At 57.6% G+C, this 22,361-nt stretch carries 24 protein-coding genes; 4 read left to right on the top strand and 20 right to left on the bottom strand.

What is annotated here, in order from left to right:
* Positions 1-28 precede the first annotated feature (28 nt).
* Together flgK and flgL are read left to right on the top strand one after the other, a co-directional pair.
* Complete coding sequence (flgK, locus tag C8D72_RS05005; protein WP_115853251.1) at positions 29-1,690, top strand: flagellar hook-associated protein FlgK; 1,662 nt, start codon at positions 29-31, stop codon at positions 1,688-1,690.
* Between the two features lie 14 nt (positions 1,691-1,704).
* A complete protein-coding gene (gene flgL, locus C8D72_RS05000; RefSeq protein WP_115853250.1) occupies positions 1,705-2,646 on the top strand; it encodes a flagellar hook-associated protein FlgL in 942 nt (313 codons plus the stop codon).
* 131 nt (positions 2,647-2,777) lie between these two features.
* Here the strand turns inward: flgL and fliR are convergent, their stop codons facing one another.
* The 13 genes from fliR to fliF all read right to left on the bottom strand — a co-directional run bounded on the left by fliR (position 2,778) and on the right by fliF (position 14,384).
* Positions 2,778-3,560 carry a flagellar biosynthetic protein FliR gene (fliR, locus tag C8D72_RS04995; RefSeq protein ID WP_115853249.1) on the bottom strand — a complete coding sequence of 261 codons (783 nt, stop codon included), beginning with the start codon at positions 3,558-3,560 and terminating at the stop codon, positions 2,778-2,780.
* Positions 3,561-3,571: 11 nt separating this feature from the next.
* Positions 3,572-3,841, bottom strand: coding sequence for a flagellar biosynthesis protein FliQ (gene fliQ / locus C8D72_RS04990; RefSeq protein ID WP_115853248.1), 270 nt, complete (start codon positions 3,839-3,841; stop codon positions 3,572-3,574).
* 70 nt (positions 3,842-3,911) lie between these two features.
* Positions 3,912-4,694 (bottom strand): flagellar type III secretion system pore protein FliP, encoded by a 783-nt coding sequence (gene fliP, locus C8D72_RS04985; protein WP_115853247.1) that lies wholly within the window; start codon positions 4,692-4,694, stop codon positions 3,912-3,914.
* On the bottom strand, positions 4,691-5,242 hold the full coding sequence (gene fliO / locus C8D72_RS04980) for a flagellar biosynthetic protein FliO (RefSeq protein WP_115853246.1): 552 nt from the start codon (positions 5,240-5,242) through the stop codon (positions 4,691-4,693). Before fliO ends, fliP begins: the two co-directional genes overlap by 4 nt.
* A gap of 53 nt (positions 5,243-5,295) precedes the next feature.
* On the bottom strand, positions 5,296-5,820 hold the full coding sequence (fliN, locus tag C8D72_RS04975) for a flagellar motor switch protein FliN (protein ID WP_115853245.1): 525 nt from the start codon (positions 5,818-5,820) through the stop codon (positions 5,296-5,298).
* Entirely contained in the window at positions 5,813-6,820 is a 1,008-nt protein-coding gene (fliM, locus tag C8D72_RS04970) for a flagellar motor switch protein FliM (RefSeq protein WP_115853244.1), read from the bottom strand. The genes fliN and fliM overlap by 8 nt, the downstream gene beginning before the upstream one ends.
* Before the next feature lie 6 nt (positions 6,821-6,826).
* Entirely contained in the window at positions 6,827-7,318 is a 492-nt protein-coding gene (gene fliL, locus C8D72_RS04965) for a flagellar basal body-associated protein FliL (RefSeq protein WP_115853243.1), read from the bottom strand.
* A gap of 254 nt (positions 7,319-7,572) precedes the next feature.
* Entirely contained in the window at positions 7,573-9,027 is a 1,455-nt protein-coding gene (locus C8D72_RS04960) for a flagellar hook-length control protein FliK (protein WP_115853242.1), read from the bottom strand.
* A 30-nt stretch (positions 9,028-9,057) separates the two neighbouring features.
* A complete protein-coding gene (gene fliJ / locus C8D72_RS04955) occupies positions 9,058-9,504 on the bottom strand; it encodes a flagellar export protein FliJ (protein WP_115853241.1) in 447 nt (148 codons plus the stop codon).
* 60 nt (positions 9,505-9,564) lie between these two features.
* On the bottom strand, positions 9,565-10,941 hold the full coding sequence (fliI, locus tag C8D72_RS04950; RefSeq protein WP_245955148.1) for a flagellar protein export ATPase FliI: 1,377 nt from the start codon (positions 10,939-10,941) through the stop codon (positions 9,565-9,567).
* Positions 10,942-10,968: 27 nt separating this feature from the next.
* Complete coding sequence (locus tag C8D72_RS04945; RefSeq protein ID WP_115853240.1) at positions 10,969-11,661, bottom strand: flagellar assembly protein FliH; 693 nt, start codon at positions 11,659-11,661, stop codon at positions 10,969-10,971.
* Positions 11,654-12,658: a flagellar motor switch protein FliG gene (gene fliG, locus C8D72_RS04940; RefSeq protein WP_115853239.1), complete on the bottom strand. Its 1,005-nt coding sequence runs from the start codon at positions 12,656-12,658 to the stop codon at positions 11,654-11,656. The genes C8D72_RS04945 and fliG overlap by 8 nt, the downstream gene beginning before the upstream one ends.
* On the bottom strand, positions 12,645-14,384 hold the full coding sequence (gene fliF, locus C8D72_RS04935) for a flagellar basal-body MS-ring/collar protein FliF (protein WP_115853238.1): 1,740 nt from the start codon (positions 14,382-14,384) through the stop codon (positions 12,645-12,647). Before fliF ends, fliG begins: the two co-directional genes overlap by 14 nt.
* A gap of 264 nt (positions 14,385-14,648) precedes the next feature.
* Between fliF and fliE the strand changes: the two genes are divergently transcribed.
* The gene (gene fliE / locus C8D72_RS04930; RefSeq protein WP_342768063.1) at positions 14,649-14,972 is read left to right on the top strand and encodes a flagellar hook-basal body complex protein FliE; all 324 of its coding nucleotides are present in this window, start codon (positions 14,649-14,651) and stop codon (positions 14,970-14,972) included.
* Between the two features lie 114 nt (positions 14,973-15,086).
* Here fliE and C8D72_RS04925 read toward each other — a convergent pair whose 3' ends face one another.
* The gene (locus tag C8D72_RS04925; protein ID WP_115853237.1) at positions 15,087-15,419 is read right to left on the bottom strand and encodes a flagellar protein FlaG; all 333 of its coding nucleotides are present in this window, start codon (positions 15,417-15,419) and stop codon (positions 15,087-15,089) included.
* Positions 15,420-15,994: 575 nt separating this feature from the next.
* On the opposite strand from C8D72_RS04925, the gene C8D72_RS04920 reads away from it, so the two are divergent.
* Positions 15,995-16,891 (top strand): ATP-grasp fold amidoligase family protein, encoded by an 897-nt coding sequence (locus tag C8D72_RS04920; protein WP_170140503.1) that lies wholly within the window; start codon positions 15,995-15,997, stop codon positions 16,889-16,891.
* 54 nt (positions 16,892-16,945) lie between these two features.
* Here the strand turns inward: C8D72_RS04920 and C8D72_RS04915 are convergent, their stop codons facing one another.
* The 6 genes from C8D72_RS04915 to C8D72_RS17330 all read right to left on the bottom strand — a co-directional run.
* Positions 16,946-18,079, bottom strand: a complete 1,134-nt coding sequence (locus C8D72_RS04915; protein WP_115853235.1) for a GGDEF domain-containing protein — start codon at positions 18,077-18,079, stop codon at positions 16,946-16,948.
* 125 nt (positions 18,080-18,204) lie between these two features.
* Complete coding sequence (locus tag C8D72_RS04910; RefSeq protein WP_115853234.1) at positions 18,205-18,861, bottom strand: OmpW/AlkL family protein; 657 nt, start codon at positions 18,859-18,861, stop codon at positions 18,205-18,207.
* A gap of 284 nt (positions 18,862-19,145) precedes the next feature.
* Positions 19,146-20,840 carry a flagellin gene (locus C8D72_RS17730; protein WP_115853233.1) on the bottom strand — a complete coding sequence of 565 codons (1,695 nt, stop codon included), beginning with the start codon at positions 20,838-20,840 and terminating at the stop codon, positions 19,146-19,148.
* A gap of 82 nt (positions 20,841-20,922) precedes the next feature.
* Positions 20,923-21,273, bottom strand: coding sequence for a flagellin N-terminal helical domain-containing protein (locus C8D72_RS04900; protein ID WP_115853232.1), 351 nt, complete (start codon positions 21,271-21,273; stop codon positions 20,923-20,925).
* A gap of 186 nt (positions 21,274-21,459) precedes the next feature.
* On the bottom strand, positions 21,460-21,534 hold the full coding sequence (locus tag C8D72_RS17830) for a hypothetical protein (protein ID WP_211308784.1): 75 nt from the start codon (positions 21,532-21,534) through the stop codon (positions 21,460-21,462).
* 15 nt (positions 21,535-21,549) lie between these two features.
* The coding region (locus C8D72_RS17330) for a hypothetical protein (protein WP_211308757.1) at positions 21,550-22,361 on the bottom strand (812 nt) is incomplete at its 5' end.

The raw sequence follows: 22,361 nt of genomic DNA, 5'->3' as shown, positions 1-22,361 counted from the left end.
CCCTTAAGGGCGCGTGCGAGGAAACACCATGTCCGGTTCATTGATGGGGTCAGCGCTGAGCGGGTTGCGAGCAGCCCAGATCGGTCTGAATACCACAAGCAACAACATTGCCAACGTTAATACTGAAGGTTACAACCGTCAGATTACCGGGCTTGCCGAATCCAAGGGCACCAGTGCCGGTGGGCTTTTCGCCGGTAGTGGCGTCAGTGTGACCGGCGTACAGCGCCAGTATCAGCAGTATCTCAGCACTCAGCTCAACGAAGCCAACAGTGAGCTGGGTGCCAGCCAGTCGCATCTGGCGCAGATGTCCCAGATTGATAATCTGCTGGGCGATGGCGATGCCGGTCTCAACAGGCAGATGCAGACCTTTTTTGCCGGCATGCAGACCATGGCCAACAATCCTGCCGATACCTCGGCACGCCAGGCCATGCTGGGCAATGCCGAAAGCATGACGGCACAGTTTCGCGCCACCGACAGCTATCTGAAAAACATGTCGGACAATACCGTGGCGCAGATGGGCGGTGCGGTCGATGAGATCAACAGCTACTCAAAACAGATTGCCACGCTCAACGTTCAGATTACCCAGACGCAGGCCAAGACCGGTACGCCGCCCAACGATATGCTGGATCAGCGCGATCTGTTGGTCGCCAAAATGAGCGAACTGACCGGCGTCTCCGTGGTTGATCAGGATGGTCAGTACATGGTGTCGCTCTCGACCGGCCAGGCGCTGGTGGCCGGCAAGCAGGTACAGTCACTGCAAATGGTGGCCTCGGAAGACGACCCGACCCGTCAGGTGGTCGCCCTCAAGGCCAGCGACGGTAACCTGTTCGAGCTCGATGAAAGCAGGCTGGCCGGGGGTACGCTGGGTGGTCTGGTGCAGTTTCGTAACCAGTCGCTGGAGCCTACCCAGCAGCGCCTGGATCAGATGGCCCATGCGCTGACGACACGTCTTAATGACCTGCAGACCGGTGGCTACGATCTCGATGACAAGGCTGGCAAAAACTTTTTTACCACCAGCACCCCGGGGGTTGTAGCGAGCAGGAGCAACAGCAGTGATGTTGTGCCAACAGTATCCTTTAGGGAAAGTGCAAAAAGCGAGTCTGACCCGGAAGGTACCGCCGAGATTTCAAAAGTCTCCACCAGTAACTACAAGCTGACGATGACCAGTGATACTGAGTACTCATTGGTCAGATTGGACAACGGGCAGGCGGTTAATGCTGATGAGGTCGGTCTTGATATAACGCTGCCTGAAGGAATGATCAACGGCGATACTTTTGTGATCAAGCCGCTTGATAACGCCGCCGGTCAACTGAGTGTCAGCAGCGACATGACACCGGAAGGCATCGCGGCCCGTGGCAGCCTGAGTGAAGGCGTCCGTGGCAACAGCAACGCACTGGCCATGGCCAACATTCAAAACGAAAAGCTGATCAACGGCAGCACCAGCCTGAATACGGCCTATGCCTCGATGGTCAGTGATGTGGGTAACAAGACGGCCACACTCAAGAGCAGCAACGCCTCCCAGACCCAGATTTCCCAGGAACTCAAGAGCGCGCAGCAGTCGGTATCGGGGGTCAATATCGATGAAGAAGCCGCCAATATGCTCAAGTATCAGCAACTTTACACTGCCAGCGCACAGATGATCCGGGCCTCTTCGGAGATGTTCAACGCGCTGATCGGCATCATGCGTTAAGGGGTATATATTAAATGCGTATCAGTACTTCAATGATGTTCGAGCGTAGTCAGAATGCGATGCAGGGGCGCCAGAGCGACCTGTCAAAGGTGGGCGAGCAGGTAGCCAATGGCAAGCGTATCGTCTCACCATCCGATGACCCACGCGCCGCGTCGCAGGCGTTGATCGTCAAGCAGGACCAGGCTGTTCAGGAGCAGTACAAGGACAGTCGGGTGACGGCAAATAACACGCTCTCCCTGCAGGAAAATACCCTGAACAGCATGTCGGATCTGCTGACCAGTGCCAAGGGGCTGATCATCAAGGGCGGTAACGGTACCTACACCGATAGTGATCGCGCCTCGGTAGCTACAGAGCTTGAAGGGCTTTATAACCAGATGCTGGGTCTTGCCAACACTCGAGACAGCAGCGGCCAATACATGTTTTCAGGGTCACAGGGAGACGTAAAACCCTTTGAAACGTCCGCTGATGGTACGGTCGAGGCCTATGCTGGAGACACGCAACCGCTGAACATGCAGGTTGATGCGTCGCGCAGCATGAACGTCAACGCAGCAGGTTCGGAAGTCTTCAAGGTACCCGCCACCAAGGGTGGTGATGCCGAGAGCGATCTTTTCAAGGTATTTGAAAAAGCCATCGAGACGCTTAAGACACCACAGACTGCGGAGAACCAGGATGAACTGCGTGCCGACCTGGACCAGGCCAACCGCCGGATCGACAGTGGCAGCGACAATATTCTGAGCGTGCGCTCGGCAATCGGCAGCAAGCTTAACGAGCTGGAAGTGCTTGGCGATATTGGGGATACGCGTACCATCAGCAACAAGATCGCGCTCTCTGATCTTGAAGATCTGGATTACGCTGAAGCCATCTCTCGCTATACGCTGGGTCAGATCGGGCTTGAAGCCTCGCAGAAAATGTTCATGCAGACACAGCAGACCTCACTGTTCAGCCTGATTCGCTAACGATCCAGACAATGCGTCACAAAAGCCCCCATGTCGTGACCGACATGGGGGCTTTCTTATGCGTGTTGTGTAGCGCCCTGATAACGGGGCATGTCCTGACACCCATGACTTGAGGGAGCACACCTCGCAACTCAGGAAAACAGTTCGGTAACGCTGACCATCTGATTGAGTGCGCTTTCAAACATGCGCTGAAAGATCGTTCCCAGCTCTGGCGTCATGAAGGTAAGCAGTATGACCCCGGTGGTAAGGGTGATGGGAAAGCCTACCGAGAAGACCGAAAACTGCGGTGAGGCGCGGTTGAGAATCCCCATCGATATATTGATGATCAAAAGCGCCGTCAGTACCGGCAGGGCCATTAGAAAACCTGCCGAGAAGATGAAGCTGCCCCAGCGCGCGATGGCATCAAAGCCGGCCGGTTCAAGTCCTGTCAGGCCGATGGGCAATCGGGTAAAGGTCTCGATCAGAAGCCGAATCATGAGGGTATGACCGTTAAGCGCCATGAACATGAGGATGGCAATCATGTTGAGAAAGCGCGCCAGTACCGTGGTCGTACCCTGAGCCTCAGGCGAGTAGAACGAGGCAAAGGAGAGGCCCATTTGCAGGGCGATATAGTCACCGGCGGCCTGAATGGCGGCAAAGACCAACCGCATGACCAGCCCCAGGGCCACACCGATAATGAATTGCTGGATGATGATCATGATGCCGGCCCAGGAGGCGGGGGGAACCTCCGGCATGGGCGGCAACACGGGCGCCACGATGATGGTCAGGGCGAAGGCAAGCCCGACCTTGGCGGTTCGGGGGATAGAGTTTTCGCCAAAGATGGGGGCGGCGCCAATAAAGGCCAGAATTCTGACAAACGGCCAGAGAAAGGCCGTTAGCCAGGCATCAAGCTGGGCGGAAGTAATCTCCAGCAAGGCAGGGCCCTCTAGCCGATCATGCCGGGAATGTTGTTAAAAAGTTCCCGGGTAAAATCGGACAGCGTTCCCAGCATCCAGGAGCCACCAATGATCAGCGTCGTAAAAACCGCCAGAATCTTGGGGATAAAGGACAGCGTCATTTCGTTGATCTGGGTGGCCGCCTGAAAAAGGCTGACCAGCAGCCCGACCGTCAGTGCCACCAGCAGAAGTGGCGCGGCAATCAAAAGCGTCAGCATCATGCCGCGATACGCCAGACTCATTACCATTTCCGGTGTCATGGAGTCACTCCTTGAAGTCGAGATAACACGGGACAATGACGCTGGAAACGACCAGCTGCCATTGCCATGCCTACATGTAAAAACTCTGTGCCAGCGACCCCATTAAAAGCCCCCAGCCATCGACCAGAACAAAGAGCATCAGCTTGAAGGGCAATGAGACGATGGCAGGCGGCACCATCATCATCCCCAGTGCCATCAAAACGCTTGCCACCACCAGGTCGATAATCAAAAAGGGAATGAAAATCGTAAAACCGATCTGAAAGGCGGTTTTCAGCTCACTGGTGACAAAGGAGGGCAGCAGCAGACGCATGGGTACATCCTCGGGGCCCTCCATGGCCGGCATATTGGCAATGCCGGCGAACATGGCGATATCGCTTTCGCGGGTCTGATGCAGCATGAACTCCCGCAGCGGCTGGCTGCCGGTCTCAATAGCCTGTGGCATGCCGATGTTACCTTCCGACAGCGGCTGCCAGGCCGTTTCGTAGATCTGCTCAAAGACCGGTGACATGACAAAAAAGGTCAGAAACAACGCCAGTCCCACCAGCACCTGATTGGGCGGTGAGGACTGGGTGCCCAGCGCACTGCGCAAAAGCCCCAGTACGATAATGATGCGGGTAAAGCCGGTCATCATTAAAAGCGCCGCCGGCAGAAAGGCCATCGAGCTCAAAAGCACCAGAGTCTCGACGGACAGACTCCAGGACTGGCCGCCGCCATCCATGGGCTGGCTGGTCATGGCCGGGAATTCGGCCGAGGCGTGGCTCGGCAGTGACACCAGCAAAGCCAGCACCGGCAAAAGCACCGGCAGGCAGTGTCGGGTCCAGTGAGGTAGACGGAGCAGGGCACAATGAGTCATGGACGCCTATCAAAGCGCTGTGACAGCGCACGCTTGAAGCTTTCGGAAAAGGTAAGGCGAGAAGAAGTGGTCTGATCGACAGGGGCGCCGGCACCGCCCAGAGGCTCCTGCGATCTGGCCGGCATCTCATGCAGTCGATTAATGCTGCCGGGCGCGACGCCCAGCACCAGCCAGGTATCGTCTACTTCAACGACCACCACGCGCTCGCGGGCGCCGACGCTCTGGCTGGCCACGATACGAAGTGACTGTCCCTGAAGGCGTCGCCCCGGTCCGAAACGCTTGATGATCGCGCCAAGCCCCCAGATCAGCAAAAGTACCAGCGCCAGCCCCAGTGCCGTCTTGCCAAGCCCTGCCATCCCCAGTCCACTGTCCTGAGACATGCCGGGAGATGAGGTGGCAGGCGTTACGGCAATGTGAGCGCTACCGACATGTCGGGCGCTTTGAAGCGCCTCGGCATGAAGCGGGCCGTCAGCGGAGTGGCTGGCGCTTTCTGAAGGGGGGGAGGCAGTTGCCTCGCGCATGCGGCTGTCGGTCATGGGATGACTCATATCGTTTCATTCAGAGGAGACGACTTAGCACGAGCGAGGCGCGCGTTCAACGATTAAGCATTATGAATGCGTTCAGAAGGCGTAATGATATCAGTAATTCGGATACCGTATTTGTCCTCCACCACGACCACCTCACCCTGAGCAATCAGGTAGCCATTGATCAGAATATTCATGGGCTCACCGGCCAGACCGTCAAGCTCCACGACCGACCCCTTGGCCAGGTCCAGAAGTTCACGGATGGTCATGCGGGTACGGCCAAGTTCGACCGACAGCGTGACCGGAATTTCCATGATGACATCCAGCTCGCGCGACTGACCGTGTGCGTCAGTGCCCGACAGCGGCTGGAAGATACGATCACTGGCAGACTCCGCGGCAGCCGGTGCTGTGGCGGCCGGTGCTGTGGTGGCTGACGCCTCGAGCTCATGCTCCGGCGTTTCACCGGTCTCGGCAAAGGCGGCACCCCAGTCGATATCGTCCTCATCAGTGCCAACGCCCTGCTCCTGCATGGCACTGGCCCAGTCATCGGGCATCTCATCATTCTTGTCGTTGGGTGAATCCGGATTTTTGGGATCAGTCATGATGCGTGTTCCTGTTGGCATCGATGGGACGATGGTCGATCAGTCTTTTGACGCGCAGACCCTTCTGGCCATTGAGACTGCCGTAATCGCAGGCCATGACCGGTACACCGTCGACGCGCACGTTGATGTCCTGCGGCAGGTCGATGGGCAGTACATCACCCACCGACAGCCTTGCGATCCTGCTCAGTGTGGTCTCGATCGTCGTAAAGTCCGCGATCAGATCCACGCTTGAGGATTTCACCTCGCCGGCAAGACGCTGCATCCTTTCGCGATCCTCTTCCGGGTCGTTGCGCTGCAGCGGTCCGGAGAGTGTTTCCCGAATGGGTTCGATCATCGAGTAGGGCATGCAGATGTGAAAATCACTGCCAAAGGCACCGACCTCGACATGGAATGTGGTATTGACCACCAGTTCGTTGGCGCTGTTGGTGATGTTGGTGAACTTCACCTGCATTTCCGAGCGCTGATACTCAAGCTCCACCGGGTAGATGGACTGCCAGCCCTCGGCATAGCTGTCCAGCGTCAGATTCAAAAGACGCTGGATAATGCGCTGCTCGGTATGGGTAAATTCCCGGCCTTCTGACTTGGTCAGAAAACGCCCGTCTCCGCCGAAGAGGCTGTCCACCACCAGAAAGACCAGGTTGGGCGGAAACACGATCAGCGCATTACCCTTGAGCGGCTTGATCGCAATCATGTTGATGTTGGCCGGTACCGGCAGATTGCGCGTGAAGTCGCTGTATTTCTGAATCTTGACCGGACCGACCGTAATGTCCGCCGTACGTCTGATCAGGTTGAACAGCGCCATGCGAAAGCGACGGCCAAAGCGCTCATGAATAATATCGAGCGACTGCAGTCGGCCGCGCACTACGCGCTGCTGGTTGGCTGGATCGAAAGGGCGAATACGCTTGGTGCCAACGTCCCCGGAACGCGTCTCTTCTTCCTCGCCACTCACCCCTTTGAGTAGCGCGTCGATCTCTTCCTGGGACAGCATTTCATCTGCCATGAGGACCTACTGAACAATGAAGTCGGTGAAGAGGGCATCGCTTACCGCGACGCTGCTTGTATCGCCATTGAAGGGCTGCTCAAAGGCGCCAATCAACGCTTGTGCCAGGGCCTGCTTGCCGGCCGACGTGGTCAGCTGATCGCCCTGCTGACCGGTCAATACCATCAGGATGCGATTGCGCACCTCGGGCATCTGTTCCCTGAGTGTGCTGGCCGCGGCTTCACCTTCTGCCTTGAGGGTGATGCCGATATAAAGAATCCGACCGCTGCCATCATTGAGGTTCACGGTAAAGGGCTTGAGCTCGACAAAGACCGGAACCGGTGCGGGCGCGCTCTGTTCGGTTTCGTGTGCTGTCTCGGCGGGAGCATCTCCCTTGAGGAAATACCAGGCGCCAGCGGCACATCCCATGCCCACCAGAATGACCAGCAGCGCGACAATGACCCAGAGGAGTTTTTTACTGCCGGCCTTGGCCGGAGGCGTTGCGGTAGATGTCGTCATGGCGTCAGATCAATCCATCAGGGTTGAGAACACTTGTTCGTTAATCCGTAACATCATGTGTCATGGCGTGTTCGGGTTGATGCCATGGTACGGATTGGCGCGCCAAACGATGGATCAAATAGCGCGCTCTCATACGGTTATCTCAACGTTTTGAAATTCAGGGTGGCGCCTATCCGAGTCGATAAAACAAAAAGCCGCGCTGGTGGAGACCAGCGCGACTCTGAAAGAGATCGTTGACAGTGCTGCAGGGACGATCAGGCGAAAAGGTCGATACCGCCGTTGAGCGATCGTCCGTTCAAGGGGGTAATCGATATCACGTCGCTATCACCTTCCGTACTGATGCCGGAGACAGCGCCGGCGCCATCACGGCCGGCAAGGGCACCAGGAGCGCGTTCCTGCTGCTGCTGAAAACCACCCTGCTGGAAACTGCCCTGATCACTGACCGAGGCCTGGCCCAGCTCGATGCCGCTGGCACTGAACGCCTCACGAAGCTGCGGCAGGGCGGCTTCGACGGCCGCACGGACCTGGGCGTGATGCGAGGCAATATGCAGCTGTGCGCTCTGTTCACCCATTTTCAGCGAAATGGACAGCGGGCCCAGTTCGAGCGGATTCATGTTCAGCCGTGCTTCACCGCCGCCACGCATGCTGAGGTTGATGGTATGACGCTCAAGGGCCGTGCTCCACTGATCGCTGTCCATGGCAGGCAGGGTGGCGGTGGCCACGGCCTGGGCCGCGCCCGGGGCCATGGGGCTGGTGCCGGTTTGACCCGTCAAGGCCGACAGGGTGTTCAGCGGGCTGTCGTTGGTGGTGGATGCGGTTGTCTGAGTATTGAACGCTGCGTCAGCACCTGCGCCATTCAACCGGGCAAGCGGCCCTTCGCGCTGCTGCAGAATCTCGCCGAAAAGACGGTCACTTCTGGCACTCTCCTGCTCGCGACCCTTCAACGCCTCCGATGCGCCATCAAGTCCTGCGGCGTCACGACCGCGCAGCCCCTGCTCGAGCATGATGCCTCGAGCGGGCAGGGCGCCTTCACGTCCGGTGGGTGCCTTCTGCGCCGATGAGGCCTGCATCAAAAAGCCGGTATCGATCAATCCATACAGTGAGGCTGCGCTTTCTGTCTGATCGCTCTCGGTCAGACGCTTGCCCTTGTCATCAAGCGTGTCGGCTTTGGCGTCGGCACGGCTGGCAAATGGCTTGTCCAGCTTGCTGCCGGCACGCTCGACGCTGAGCGCTTCAAGGGGCTGGCGGCCATCGGCCAGGGTGGCGAGCTTCTCCTGGCGAGCACCATCGACCATTTTCTGGTCGGACAGTGTCGGCCGGGTGCGGTCATTACTGCGCTGCTGGCCAACCTCCTCGCGTTGCCCACGGCCTTCCAGACGATTGCCCTGAAGCTGCTCAAGAGCACTGGACAGCGTCTGACGGGCGTTATCGGCCTGCACGGGCTTGCGACCGTCCGCGAGGGCGTCGCCGCTGTCTGTCTGCAGTGCAGTGTCTTTGTGGTCAGCGCCGGTATCATCGGTGCGTGCCTGTTGCCGGGACGACGCCGGTGTGCGTGTCTCGGTGTTGGCCGTTGACGTTCCGGCATCGTTCTGGCGGCGCGCCCTTGTATCGCTCAAAAGGGCGCCGAAGCCGCTATCACCGTCACTGCCTTTGGTGTTGGCGCTGGCGGAGCCTTGAGAGGTGATCTGAGCATTAACTGGCGTCAGCATGCGTCATGTTTCCTGACAGAAAAAACGTGGTTAGAACCCACCCAGCGCGGAGGTGGCCCGGCTGGCATATTCATCACTCTGGCGCTGTTCGAGCTTGTTCATGCGGTGCTGCGCTTCCTGACGGCGTCGACTGATCAACACGTCATAGGAGTTCACCCGCTTTTGCTGCTGCTGCCAGTTGGTCATGCCGCGAGTAATACGGCCCTGATGCTGATCAACCTGCTGGCGCTGATGTTCGATGGCACGGTCGAGCGATGACAAAAAGCGCTGATAGTTCTGAATGGAGGCCATGGTCAGACCGCGCTGCATGGCCTGTTCGAAACGACGCAGGTAGTCATTGCGATAATCACTCAACATCTCGAGCTGTGTATGGCTCTGCTGGTGTGCCGAGCGTAGCTGACCCAGCAGTTTGGCTGCGGCGTCACGATCGCCTTCGGCCAGCTCGATCAACATTTCAAGAGATGAATGATTGGACATGGTCCCCTCGATATCAGTGACATTCAGCCGGATGGCCGCTGGTAGTCGGTGTGCCTGGCGCTATGAGCTTAAAAGCGACTTGAGCCCTTCTACCGAGTGTTCAACATCGGCGCGCTCGCTCATGCGCTGCTGCAGGAAGGCTTCCAGGTCCGGATAGAGCCTGATGGCTTCATCCAGCAGTCTGTCACTGCCTGCGGCGTAGGCACCCACGCTGATCAGATCACGGTTGCGCTGATAGCGTGACAACATCTGCTTAAAGTATTTGATGCACTCGAAATGTGGTTCGTCGATAAGCGCTGTCATTGCACGGCTTATCGATGCTTCGATATCGATGGCCGGATAGTGGCCGGCTTCGGCAAGTTTTCGGGACAACACGATATGGCCATCAAGAATGGCGCGCGCCGCATCGGCGATCGGGTCCTGCTGGTCATCGCCTTCGGTCAGTACGGTATAAAAGCCGGTGATCGAGCCCTTGCCCGGTGCGTCATTGCCGGCGCGCTCAACAAGTGCCGGCAGCTTGGCAAAGACCGAGGGCGGGTAGCCCTTGGTGGCCGGCGGCTCGCCGATGGCCAGCGCAATTTCACGCTGGGCCATGGCGTAGCGGGTCAGAGAATCCATGATCAGAAGCACGTTCTTGCCGCGATCCCGAAAGTCCTCGGCCAGGCGCGTGGCATAGGCGGCGCCCTGAAGACGCAAAAGCGGCGACATGTCAGCCGGTGCGGCGACCACCACGGCGCGGCGCTGACCCTCGGCGCCCAGAATGTTTTCGATGAAGTCCTTGACCTCACGACCACGCTCACCGATCAGACCCACCACGATGACGTCGGCCTGGGTATAGCGGGCCATCATGCCCAGCAGCACACTCTTGCCCACGCCGGAACCGGCAAACAGGCCCAGACGCTGGCCGCGACCGACCGTGAGCAGGGCATTGATGGCGCGCACACCAACATCGAGCACTTCCTCGATGGGGGCTCGCTGCAACGGGTTGAGCGTTGGGGCATTGAGCGAGACATTATCCGGCTCGACCAGCGGGCCACGGCCATCCAGTACCCGGCCGCGGGCATCCACCACGCGCCCGAGCAGGGCATCGCCCACCGGCAGCTGCTTGCTCTGGGACTGGCTGGCGCCCGGTCGAGGGTTGGCGGGCCAGACGAGCGCGCCGGGCACCAGACCGCTGGTTTCAACCAGCGGCATCAAAAAGAGTCGGTCGCCGTTGAAGCCGACCACTTCGGCCTCGGCTTCTCCCTGACCGTCGGCCAGCTCGACCATGCAGCTACAGCCCAGCGGCAGACGCAGGCCGACCGCTTCCAGTACCAGCCCCGTGGCGCGTGTCAGCCGGCCACGTTCACGATTGGCCGGCAGCTTCTGTACGCGGCGGGTGGCCGTTTCCAGCGTGCGCTTCCACTGATTGAGCATGGCATCACTGTTTGCTGACATGGTTGCTGTCTCCTGTCCCGGGGGGCATCAGTGCTTGCCATGGCCGACGGCGTGACGCAGCCGTTCCCATCGATCATCGCGAGTGGCATCGATTTCAATTTGATCGGTTTCCAGTCGGCAGTCACCGCGTGACAGCGATGAATCGCTTTTGAGCTGCCAGCCGGCATCACCCAGCAGGGTGCTCAACTGCTTCTGGACCATGACCAGATCATCGGGATGCACGCAGATGCGCGGCGTGCCGCCCAGGGTCGGGTGTTCCATCATCAGCTTCTCGATATCATCGAGAATGTGTTCGGGGGCCAGCTCCAGCGACCGCCCGGCCAGCTGCCGACCGGTTTCCAGCGCCAGCTCGACCAGCGTGTAGGCAATATCGTCCTTGAGTCTACCGGCGGCCGCATCAAAGGCGTTGACCATATCGGCCACCGGGGCGAGCGCCTCGTGCAGACGTGATTCAAGCTCGAGCTGGTACTCCTGCTGGGCCTGCTCGCGACCGGCTTCAAGTCCTGCGGCATAGCCGGCGTCATGACCTTCTCGTCGGCCCTGTTCAAAGCCTTCCTGACGTGCCTTCTCGAAGGCCTCGCGACGTGCGTCGTCATCTTCCCGGCGCTGAGGAATATTGTGCTGCTCCAGCACCTCGGGAGAGGGCTGTCGCGCCTCGCGTCGTTCCAGACGACCCATCTCCCAGCGCTGCCACGAGGCGTGATCGTTCGACCTAGACATAGGCGTCGTCGCCTCCTCCTATGGTGACTTCGCCGGCATCGGCCAGACGGCGCACCAGCTGCAGGATGTTTTTCTGCTCGGCTTCGACCTGCGACAGGCGAATCGGTCCGCGCATCTGCATGTCTTCGCGCAGAAGTTCGGCTGCACGCGAGGACATGTTGGCGAGGAAGCGGTCGCGAATCTCTTCCGGTGCGCCCTTCAGCGCAATGACCAGCGAGTTGCTGTCGACATCCTGCAGGATGCGCTTGATGCTGCGATCGTCGATATCGGCCAGATTGTCGAAGACGAACATCTCATCAAGGATCTGCTGCGCCAGCGAGTCGTCATGATGGCGCACGCTGTCGATAACGCTCTCTTCCTGGGTGGAGTTCATCAGGTTGAGGATTTCGGCCGCCGTTCTTACGCCGCCCATCTTGCTGCGCTTGAGGTTCTGACCATCCAGCAGCCCGCTGAGCACTTCAGTAAGTTCCTGAAGGGCGGCCGGCTGTACGCCGCTGAAGGTGGCGATACGCAGTACCACATCGTTACGCAGTGATTCATCAAAGCGTGCCAGTACTTCAGAGGCCTGGTGGCGCTCCAGGTGCACCATGATGGTGGCAATGATCTGCGGATGCTCATCGCGGATCATCTCGGACACCACGCTGGGCTCCATCAGATTCAGCGCATCGATGCCCGAATCGTTGCCGGATTCAAAGATATCCTCCAGCAGGCTCGAGGCGCGCTCCTCGCCCAGCGCCTTGACCAGTACCGAGCGAATATGATCGCTGGATTGCAGGTTGAGGCCGCCAAGCTCTTCGACCTCATGATCAAACTGCCTGAGCACTTCTAACAGATGCTCGTTGGTCAGCTGGGTGAGCCCGGCCATGGCCATACCCACCTTTTGCACTTCCCGCTGTGACATGTGCTTGAAGACTTCGGCGGCCGTATCATCATCCAGTGCCATCATGAGAATGGCACTGCGCTCGATGCCTTCTTCACTGCCTTCAGTCTTTGCCATTGATCCAGCCTCTGATAATCATTGCGACCATTCTGGGGTCTTTCTGAGCCTGTTCGCGCACCGTGTTCAACAGGGTTTCATGTTCAATGCGCTGACGGCGCTTCTGCTTTTTCGCAATCTGTTCAGCGATATCGGACTCGGTTTCTTCCTCTTCCTCATCGTCATCCCCGGCGGTGGCCAGCAGCTTGCCATTGCTTGTGCTGCCATCGGCTGTGGTGCCTGCCGGGACCAGCATGGCCTTTTGGCGCTCTACCAGCGGCTTGAGCAGCTTGCGCCAGAGGATAAAGGCGACAATCGCGATCAGCAGGTAGCGTCCCAGTGTCTTGGCCAGCGAGATGATCTCGGGGTTTTCATACCAGGCCAGTTCCGGTGACGCAGGTGTTGCCTGCTGGCTGAAGGCGGCATTGACGACTTCCAGTGAATCGCCCCGAGCCTCGGAAAAGCCCATGCCTTCCCGCACCAGCCGCTGGATCCGATTCATTTCTTCCTCGGACAGGGCGACCATTTCGGTCTGGCCGTCTTCACCGGTCTGCTCGCGGTAGTTCACCACGACCGCCACTGACAGACGCTGTACTTGACCGGTGTCTTCCTGCACATGGCGGATAAGCCGGTTGATCTCGTAATTGGTCGTGCTGCTGCGCGAGGCAGATCGCGGTGTGGCCGGTGCCTGCGTCGTAACATTTTCCTCCTCATCACCCTCCTGGTCGTCGTTTTGTTGCCCGTTGTTTGCGGCGTTCTCGACCGGCGAGGGAACGGTAGGTGCCGGCTGGTTGCTCAACGCCCCGGGGACACCGCCAATACCGCCATTGCCGCTTTGTTCGCTCTCACTGGATTGAATGCTGCGCACGCTGGCCTGATTGGGGTCCTGATTGGGGTCGTAGGTTTCCTGCGTATGCTCACCGATGGAGAAGTCGATGTTGGCGGTCACCTGAGCGCGCACATTGCTGTGGCCCACGATGGTGGACAGCAGGGTCTCGATACGCTTGCGATAGCTTTCTTCGACCTGACTGGTGTACTTGAGCTGCGCATCATTGAGGTTACGGCTGCCTTCGCTGCCGGGCTGTGACAGCAGGTTGCCGCTTTGATCCACCACGGTGACCTGATTGACCGGCAGGTTCGAGACGCTGGCAGACACCAGATGCGTAATGGCGCTGACCTGACCTTCACTGACGGCCCGATTGCGATACAGCGTCAGAATGACCGAGGCCGACGGCTGGCGGCGATCCCTGACAAAGACGGACTCCTGCGGCATCGCCAGATGTACGCGAGCGACCTGGACCGCCTCAATGGATTCAATGGAGCGTGCCAGCTCGCCTTCAAGCGCGCGCTGGTAGTTCACGTGTTCGGCAAACTGGCTGATGCCGAAGGACTGGCCGTCCATCAACTCAAAGCCGACACCGCCGCCCTTGGGCAAGCCTTCGCTGGCCAGCGCCATGCGGGTCTGCTCGACACGCTCGGCCGGGATGAGAATGGCCTGGCCGCCTTCCGAGAAGCGGTAGGGCACCTGCATCTGGTCCAGGCGCGCGATGATGACGCCGCCATCGCTGTCGCTCAGATTGGAAAACAGCACGCGATAGTCGGGAGAACGTGCCCACAAAAAGAGCACGACCAGAATCGCGATGGCAGCAGCGCCGGCCACAATGAGGGGCAGACGCGGATTGGCCTTGAGGCGATCCATCAGTCCGGACAGCTTCTGATCGGTGCCTTGTGTTGCTTGAGCACTCATCACATCGCCTCAGTGTTATTGGTGTTACGCGGGTTCAGCTCGATGGGCATCGGCAGACTCTTTATGCGCTGGGCGCCTGCAACGGTGGCACCCTATACCGGGAGTGGCGTCATTATTACGGTAAGTAACCAGATTGAAGGATCGAATAGCCGTTGTTTTTTTCACTATTTAGAACAATCGACAGGAGCACTTTGTCTTTAAGCTGCGCCACATTCCTTGACAAACTTTACTTCCAGTTACGTTTACTCTCCCGGAGTTACTCTAATGTCAGTGGCAGCAGCGGGCCTTCAGGCCCTGGTTCAGCAGATGCAGGGCGTGGCGCAGCAGGCAGGCGGTCATCACAATGCTGCACAGCAGGTTGGAGGTGTCAGTTTTGCTGGAGAACTCAAGGGGGCGATCGATCGGATCGATGGTCTGAAGCAGGCTGCCGAAACCAAGGCTTTGGCCTTTTCGCGCGGTGACAGCAATGTGGCGCTCAACGACGTCATGGTCGACATGCAAAAATCCAGCGTCGCCATGGAAATGGGGGTACAGGTGCGCAATCGTGTGCTCAGCGCCTATCGCGAGATCATGAGCATGCAGGTGTAAATATTGAGGGAGTGATACTGCGTCCCTGCAGTATCTTTTCTGATTCCGATCAAGCGCCCGAAAGGGCGCTTTGTTGTATCTGCAGCCTTCATATCCTGAGCTATCGGCTGCCTTTCACGCTGTTGTCTGCAAGAGACGGCCCTGCTGACGTGCCGCCAGGCGCGCAATATGAAGCACCTCTTCGGTGGGGATCTGACGCAGTACATCGCCACTTGCGCGATCGATCACGCGCGTCACGATTCGGCCACTGTCGTCATGAATATCAAATTCGATGCCGATAGGGGCGAAATCCTGATTCAGCCGGCTCACGGCCTTTTCAAGCCCTGTGGTGTTGTCTTCTTTTTCGAAAGGCAAGGGCAATGCGGTGACAGGCAGGGCAGAGGCCGTAACGGGCCTGGAGGATACAGCGGTACTGGAAACGCTCTGGATGATGGGGTTGATGATCATGGTGATGCTCCCTTTCCGGGGTTGCTGTTGAAAACGTTTTAAAGGTTGCTAAAAACTGTGCTGGAACGCTTTTATATAAAAATTACCTGATGCAATAAATCCCAAAAAAAGCTGAATTTGAGCAGAAAAATTCGAGGGGGCTGGTGCGATTTTTGAGCCATCAGGATGAGAATTCTTCGAGAAAACGAGCGCGAGAATGAATTTAACGCTTACGTCAGAAGAAACTTAAGTTCCTCGAAACAGGGAGTTACCTGCTTTTTTGATGCCGGGCTGAAGGCGGCACGTGGACTGGCGCCAACTCATGACACCCTGTAGCTCACGGGCTTTGCCAGCCATCAACGAGATCAGTTAGAGCCAGGGGGCATGCACGCTGCGGCACACTTTCTTCAAGTTACTCGTTTTACCTTTTGTGAGGTCGGCGTTACTTACTGAAATATCCAATGACCTCGCAGGGGATGGCAATGGCTGAATTACACGTGTTTTCAACCGCAAGTCAGCACGCCAAAGCAGAGATGCAGGGTTACGAAACCGATTTCAAAAAGCTTCTCCCTCAAAAGCGCCAGAAATGGCTACGCATGATGCGAAGAAGCATTACCCGCTGGATACCGGATCGCCTTTACATTGCGCACCGCTACCAGAAGCACTTTGGCGTCAGGCCCAACCTGATCAATCCTGAAACCTTTAACGAAAAAATATGCTATCGGCGCCTGCATCCCGAGCCCATCTTCTCGCCGCTCAGTGACAAACTTCTGGTACGTGACTATGTGCGCCAGAAGATTGGCAATGACACCCTGCTGCCGCTGTATCCCATCTCTCAGCCCTTTACTCAGGACGATTACGACCGCCTGCCCAACAGTTTCGTGCTCAAGGCCAACCACGGCTCCGGCTACAACCTGGTGGTGCACAACAAGGCCGACTACAGCTACGATCTGATGCGTCGTCTCAGCGATCACTGGCTCGCCAGTAACTTCTATCGTGACAGCCGAGAGTTGCACTATCGCAGCATCAAGCCCCGGCTGATGTGTGAAAAGCTGCTGCTCGATGAAAACGGCAAGATCCCCAAGGACTACAAGTTCTACTGCTTTCGAGCCGAGGGGCAGGAACCGAAGATTTTCATCGAAGTCACGCATGACCGCTTCACCGATTTTCATGTCGATTACTATGATCAGGACTGGAATCTTGTGGAAGTGGTTAACGAGCGTTTCAATACCGACTGTCCGATCGAGAAGCCAGCCCAGCTGGATCGTGCCATGAAGCTGGCGCTCAAGCTGTCGGAAGGTTTCGGGTTTGCACGTGTTGATTTCTACCTGATGCGTGATGCCATTTACTTTGGCGAAATCACCTTTACCCCTACCGGTGGCATGAAAAACTTTCGCTCGGCGGCGCATGATCGTGCCTGGGGGGAACTGTTTGATCACCGGGCGATGACAAAAGATTTTGGTTATGAAGATATGGAAGGCAATCGTTACTGAATGGACAGCGATCAATGAACCTGTATCGCGTCAACGACGTGCTGCAGGTTCAATCTAGCGGCAGACCCGATTGCGTCCTTCACGCTTGGCACGATAGAGCGCCTTGTCAGCCTGCTGGATCGCCTTGTTGAAGTGCTCTGCCGGTCGCTCGACCTCGGCAATACCAATGCTGATGGTGATGGCAAGGCTCTTGCCGCACACCTGAAAGGGGTGGGTTTCGGTCAGCTCTCTCAAGCGTTCAGCAAATACCTCGGCTGCCTCGATATCGGTATGCGGCAGCACCACCAGAAATTCCTCGCCACCCCAGCGCACCGCCAGATCATCGCGGCGCAGCGTGCTTTTCAAGCGCTCGGTGAAAATTCTCAACACCACATCGCCGCCCTCATGCCCCAGCGTGTCGTTGATGCGCTTGAAGTGATCAAGATCGCCAATGACGACGCTCATCGGCTCGCTTTCAGCCCCTTCACAGGGTCGTTCCTTGAGCATGCGCTGAATGCCGCGCCGATTGAAAAGCCCGGTCAGGGGATCGGTGTCGGCCTGTTGTCTCAGCTTCAGATTGGCGCGCTCACCGTTCATCGCGATATAGCCGACATACACCAGAATGCTGGTGACCTGGTCAAAAATCATCGACAGGTAGGACGTTTTTGACGACACCTGTAGCGATGTGAATTGCAACAACAAAACGACCAGCAAAAAACTGGCACAGTAACCCGTAAAGGCAAGCGCCACGACCAGCTGTGACCAGAGCCTTTCGCTTCTGGCCCTGATAATCTCGACCACCACCAGGCCTGCGGCAAGGGCAGCGCACATGAAAAACACAAGCGTCGTGGTATGTGCCGAAAGGTTCAGCCATGGCCGCGGAAGACACACAAGCGATGGCAATACAATCAATATCAGCAGCGCCGGCCAATGCAGGTTATGGCCATAAAAACGCCGTAACCCGCTCCATGACAGCACTAGGCTTGCCATATAAAAGGCAAAAAGCTGCATGCTTACCCAGACGGGTAATTGCTCGTCGATCGGATTATTGAACAACACCAGCGCGCCCAGTAGGGAGGCGAGAATCGCGCCGATCCAGTGCCACAGATAGCGCGCCTCGCGCTGGCGCACAGCCAATACCAGAAAAACGGCAAGATAGGCCCCACGGCTGACAGCGCTCGAGAAATGAAGTGTTCCAAGATCGAGCATCAAGGTGAATGCCCCCCTGCCAATATGCCGGTTTCCGGCAAGCTGTCGTTTGGGCCGCGCGGGCGATGCGCCACCACCAGACAATCTGGAAAAGAAAGACAAGACGCCAGCAGTGGCGTCTATCGTCAGAAATGAAGCCCCAGACCGGCGCTCATGACCAGAACATTCAAGCGTGACCTGGCACTGAAACCATCCCCTTCAAAGCGCTGAGTCGGCAGCATCACATAGCGCATGCTGGCACTGGCAAACCACGGCCCCCATAACGGGTAATCCAGACCGGCATCAATCAATGGGCTGGTTAGTCTGCTGGCCTCAAAATCGGGCACACCTTCTTCCGGATCGATGCTTATCGGCCAGGTATGATTAATACCGATGCCCAACCAGGGTCTGATAGCAGTATCCGGGCGAAAGTGATACTGCGCCACCAGCGAGACGCTCCCGCTTTTAATGCGGCCGACCTCCAGATCGCCCAGCAGGCTGTCGCGCAGTCGATAATCGCTCGAGAAAGTGCCGCCGCTCATTTCGACGGCCCAGTGATCGGTCAGGAAATAGCTCACATCCAGCGTGGGTAATATCGTCGATGGTGTGTCCAGATGGCCGCCCAGTGGGGTAGTGCTGCTTGTTTCATGCGTGGGCACCAGGCCGGCCACCTTCAGGCGTAGCAGCCAGTCGCCTTGTTGAATGCCGCTCGATGCTGCCTGGGACAGTCCGGGCAGCATGCACAACACCATTAGCGCGGTGGCCATCAGAGCTGCTGGAAAACGCCGTAGGGTTCGAAACATGACAACACTCCATAAACCAACGTGATGTTCAGGCGTTATGGCTGTGCTGATTCAACACCCATAAGGGCGATAAGCCGGCACTGAAAGCGGCGTCGTATGACGAACTGAAAACACTGCCTGATGACTGAAATAACGGCCTGGGGCAAAGTTTCTTTAACATTTTGTAACAGTGAGGCTGCCCCTGTGCGTGTGGTAACCAAGCAGGAGAAGGGGACTAAAACGCGGGCAGGGAAAAGTGGATGGCCAGTGTCGAAACTATCCGGCAGAAGAGCAGTTCGCCACGCTCAACGCAGCAGGGCGAGCACGCTGTCCAGTCGCTGATTGGCCTGGGCCAGCACGGCCGTACCGGCCTGCTGGGTGATTTGAGCGCGGCTCATGCGGGAGACTTCCACCGCGTAGTCGGCATCCATGATGCGTGAGCGCGCTTCGCTCAGGGCGCCAATGGTATGACCCTGCTGATCGATGATCGCGCTCATGCGGTTTTGGGTGGCACCCAGCGCGCTGCGCTTGCCATCGACCCGGGCGATGGCGCGATCGAGTGCAGCGAGCGGGTCATCGGGGGTTCTGAGACGAATCTCGGGGTTTACTTCCGTCAGCTCGACCGTGCTGTGCGTGCTGGGCACATCCGTATTGGCGCGCACGTTCATCCGATAATAAATGATCAGATCGCCACTGCCGGTACGCGTCTTGAGCAGGGTGCCCATCTCCTGGGTGTTGACCAGTGTCGCGGAGCGGTACCCGGTCGTCTCATCACCACCGTTGGCAGCGCGTAAAAAATACTGCCCGTCGCCATCCACGCGCAGGGCATCTTCCATGCGTCGGCCGTCCCGGTCGGTATAGCTTGCCGTCACGTTGCGCGGATCAAGCGTGATGGTGGAGGCGCCATCGACCATGTCACGCTCGATCGTAATGGCCTTTTCAGGGGACGTAATCGGCGTGTCTGTCGTGGCGGTGGCAATCACCTGCGGCCGGCTGGCGGTGACGCTTTCGGGCACGACGGCGTAATAGCGGCCCTCCTGCTCAAGGTAGTACTGACCATCATCGGATTGTGTGAGCGTCGCATTTTGAAAAAGCGCCGGGTTGCCGTTGGCATCAAGATAACGATGTGACGCCTCATCAATTGACTGACCATCGACTTCGGTGACGGGCCGGGTGACCGGCGCTGAAGCCGGTTGGTCAGAATTTGCTCTAACAACGTAATTATCAGTATCAACGTCTGCCGGGTAAAAGACGCTGTTGCCGTCAGTATCCGAGGTGGTCAGATAATAGTTACCATTCGTCTGGCTCAGGGTGGCACGGTCTACCGGCTGATTGTTGCTATCGAAATACTCGGCATCAGTATTTTCAAACGATATCCCATTGATACTGGTGACCGGCGAGGGCGGCCACGTAGCCTCGTTGCTGTTCACCTGGGTCTCAATGGCCGCAGGGCTTGTGGTCACATCGGCGCGGTAGTAAGTGGCATCAAAGCCACTGCCGTTTTTAATGAAGTGCTGCGTTCCGGTTTTGACCAGCTGGTTATCACCCGCAAGGGTGGCCCCGCTGCGATCAAGAAAAACACTGTCCACGTCCGCGATCTGATACCCCTGATGACTGGTGACCGGCGCGTAGAGCTGCTGGTTGATATCGATGCGAACCTGGCTGGCATCCGTGGCGGTCTCGTGAGTAGCGTTGACGCTGGAGGCGAAATAAACGGTGTTACCCTCGCCATCCTGAGCGCGGGTATACCAGCTGGCCGGGTAGCCGGCCGTGTTGGCACCGGCCTGCATCAGCTGTGGGTTGTTGTAGCCGGCGGGCAGGGCAAAATCACCGGCCCTGACGGCGATATCCCGTGCGCGGCCCGTCACGATATTGATATCGGTCACCTCGCCGCTGATGCCGGCAACGGTGAAATCGGTCAGCCCGAGTTCCTCCACGCTGAAGCCAGGGCGGTTGAGATCCACGCCCAGCGTTTCCCCGTCATTGGCACCCACCTGCACGTTGACTGTTCCCGCTGAGCCATCGAGCAGATTGATGCCGTTGAACTCTGCCTGGCTATTGAGCCGATCAATTTCCTTCAGGTTAAGATTGATTTCCTGCTGGATGGCATCCTGATCGACCAGCTTGAGCGTGCCGTTGAGCCCCCTGAACGGTCAGCTCGCGAATGCGTTGCAGATGATCGTTGACCTGGGAAAGCGCGCCTTCGGCGGTCAGCGACATCGAGGCGCCATCATTGGTATTGCGTCGCGCCTGCTCGGTGCCGCGCACCTGCGCCTCCATTCGGTTGCCAATCGCCAGACCCGCGGCATCGTCCTTCGCGGAATTAACGCGCAGCCCGCTGGATAACCGCTCGATCGCCTGATTGAGCGAGCGCTGAGTCTTGTCCAGTGAATTAGTGGCGAGGCGAGACGATGCGGATGAGATCGAGGTCATGCGGATCCTCAGGAGCGGGTAGCCGGATAACCGCTTTAACGGCCAAAGTTTTCTGAGGTTTAGAAAATAAAAAAATTGGTGGGGCCATGTTCAAGGACGCTGCGGCTGAGGCGGAGGAGGGCGTCAACAACAGGGCACAAAAAAGGGCGCCCGAAGGCGCCCCTGATGCTTTCAACCGAACTGCGATTAACGCAGCAGAGACATGATGCCCTGAGTGGTCTGGTTGGCCTGCGCCAGAACGGACGTGCCGGCCTGCTGCAAGGTCTTCGTTGACTTCTAAAAATCGATGAGTCGTTGCCAGAAGTTTCTTAGTGTTTTTTCTTCATGCATGACGGCCTGTCTAACCAGTAGGCCGGTGGTAGTCTTATAGACGGTGTAAAGCGTATTCGGGTGGATATCCTGATAAACCGAAGAGCCATAGTTGATATCGGCAAAGATATTAAAACCAAAGATTGAAAAGCTCTCCAAGACACCACCGCCGTCGATATCGTGCGCCATATGTGGCAGATGATTGGCATCATTGATGTTGGAGTAACGACCTTCCAGGCGAGAAAGGGCGTATCTGGACTGCTGCCCTACAAATGCCGTTGCCATCCAGCGCATTTTTAAAAAGCGAGCATCCAGTCGCCACTGATCACCCATAATTTCATAACTCTTATATTCCGAGTGATCCTGATCAGTCGAAAGATGTGCCATGTAAGCTAGGTTGCTGTGTACAGCCGCCGGTTCAAACCATAGTGTCGCCACATAATCCTCAGCAGTCAGGTTTTTATAAGACCAAGTAAAGCTGATAACCACGATAGTGAGTAACCCCAGCAACAAGAAACAGAAAGCAGCCATCAAAGCCAAAACGCCAAAGAGCGCCTTACCCTGTTGGCGCAGTGCTGGAGAGTAATTCATGGTGGCCTCGCAACAGTTACTTGTTAAATATGCCATGGTGACAACACAAAAAAGGGCGCCCGAAGGCGCCCCTGATATGTTCAAATCTAACGCTTTCAACCGGTCTGCGATTAACGCAGCAGGGACATGACGCCCTGAGTGGTCTGGTTGGCCTGCGCCAGAACCGAAGTACCGGCCTGCTGCAGGAT

This window comes from Kushneria indalinina DSM 14324 (assembly GCF_003385845.1).
Classification (GTDB): domain Bacteria; phylum Pseudomonadota; class Gammaproteobacteria; order Pseudomonadales; family Halomonadaceae; genus Kushneria; species Kushneria indalinina.
This window is presented reverse-complemented; position numbering and strand designations above follow the sequence as displayed.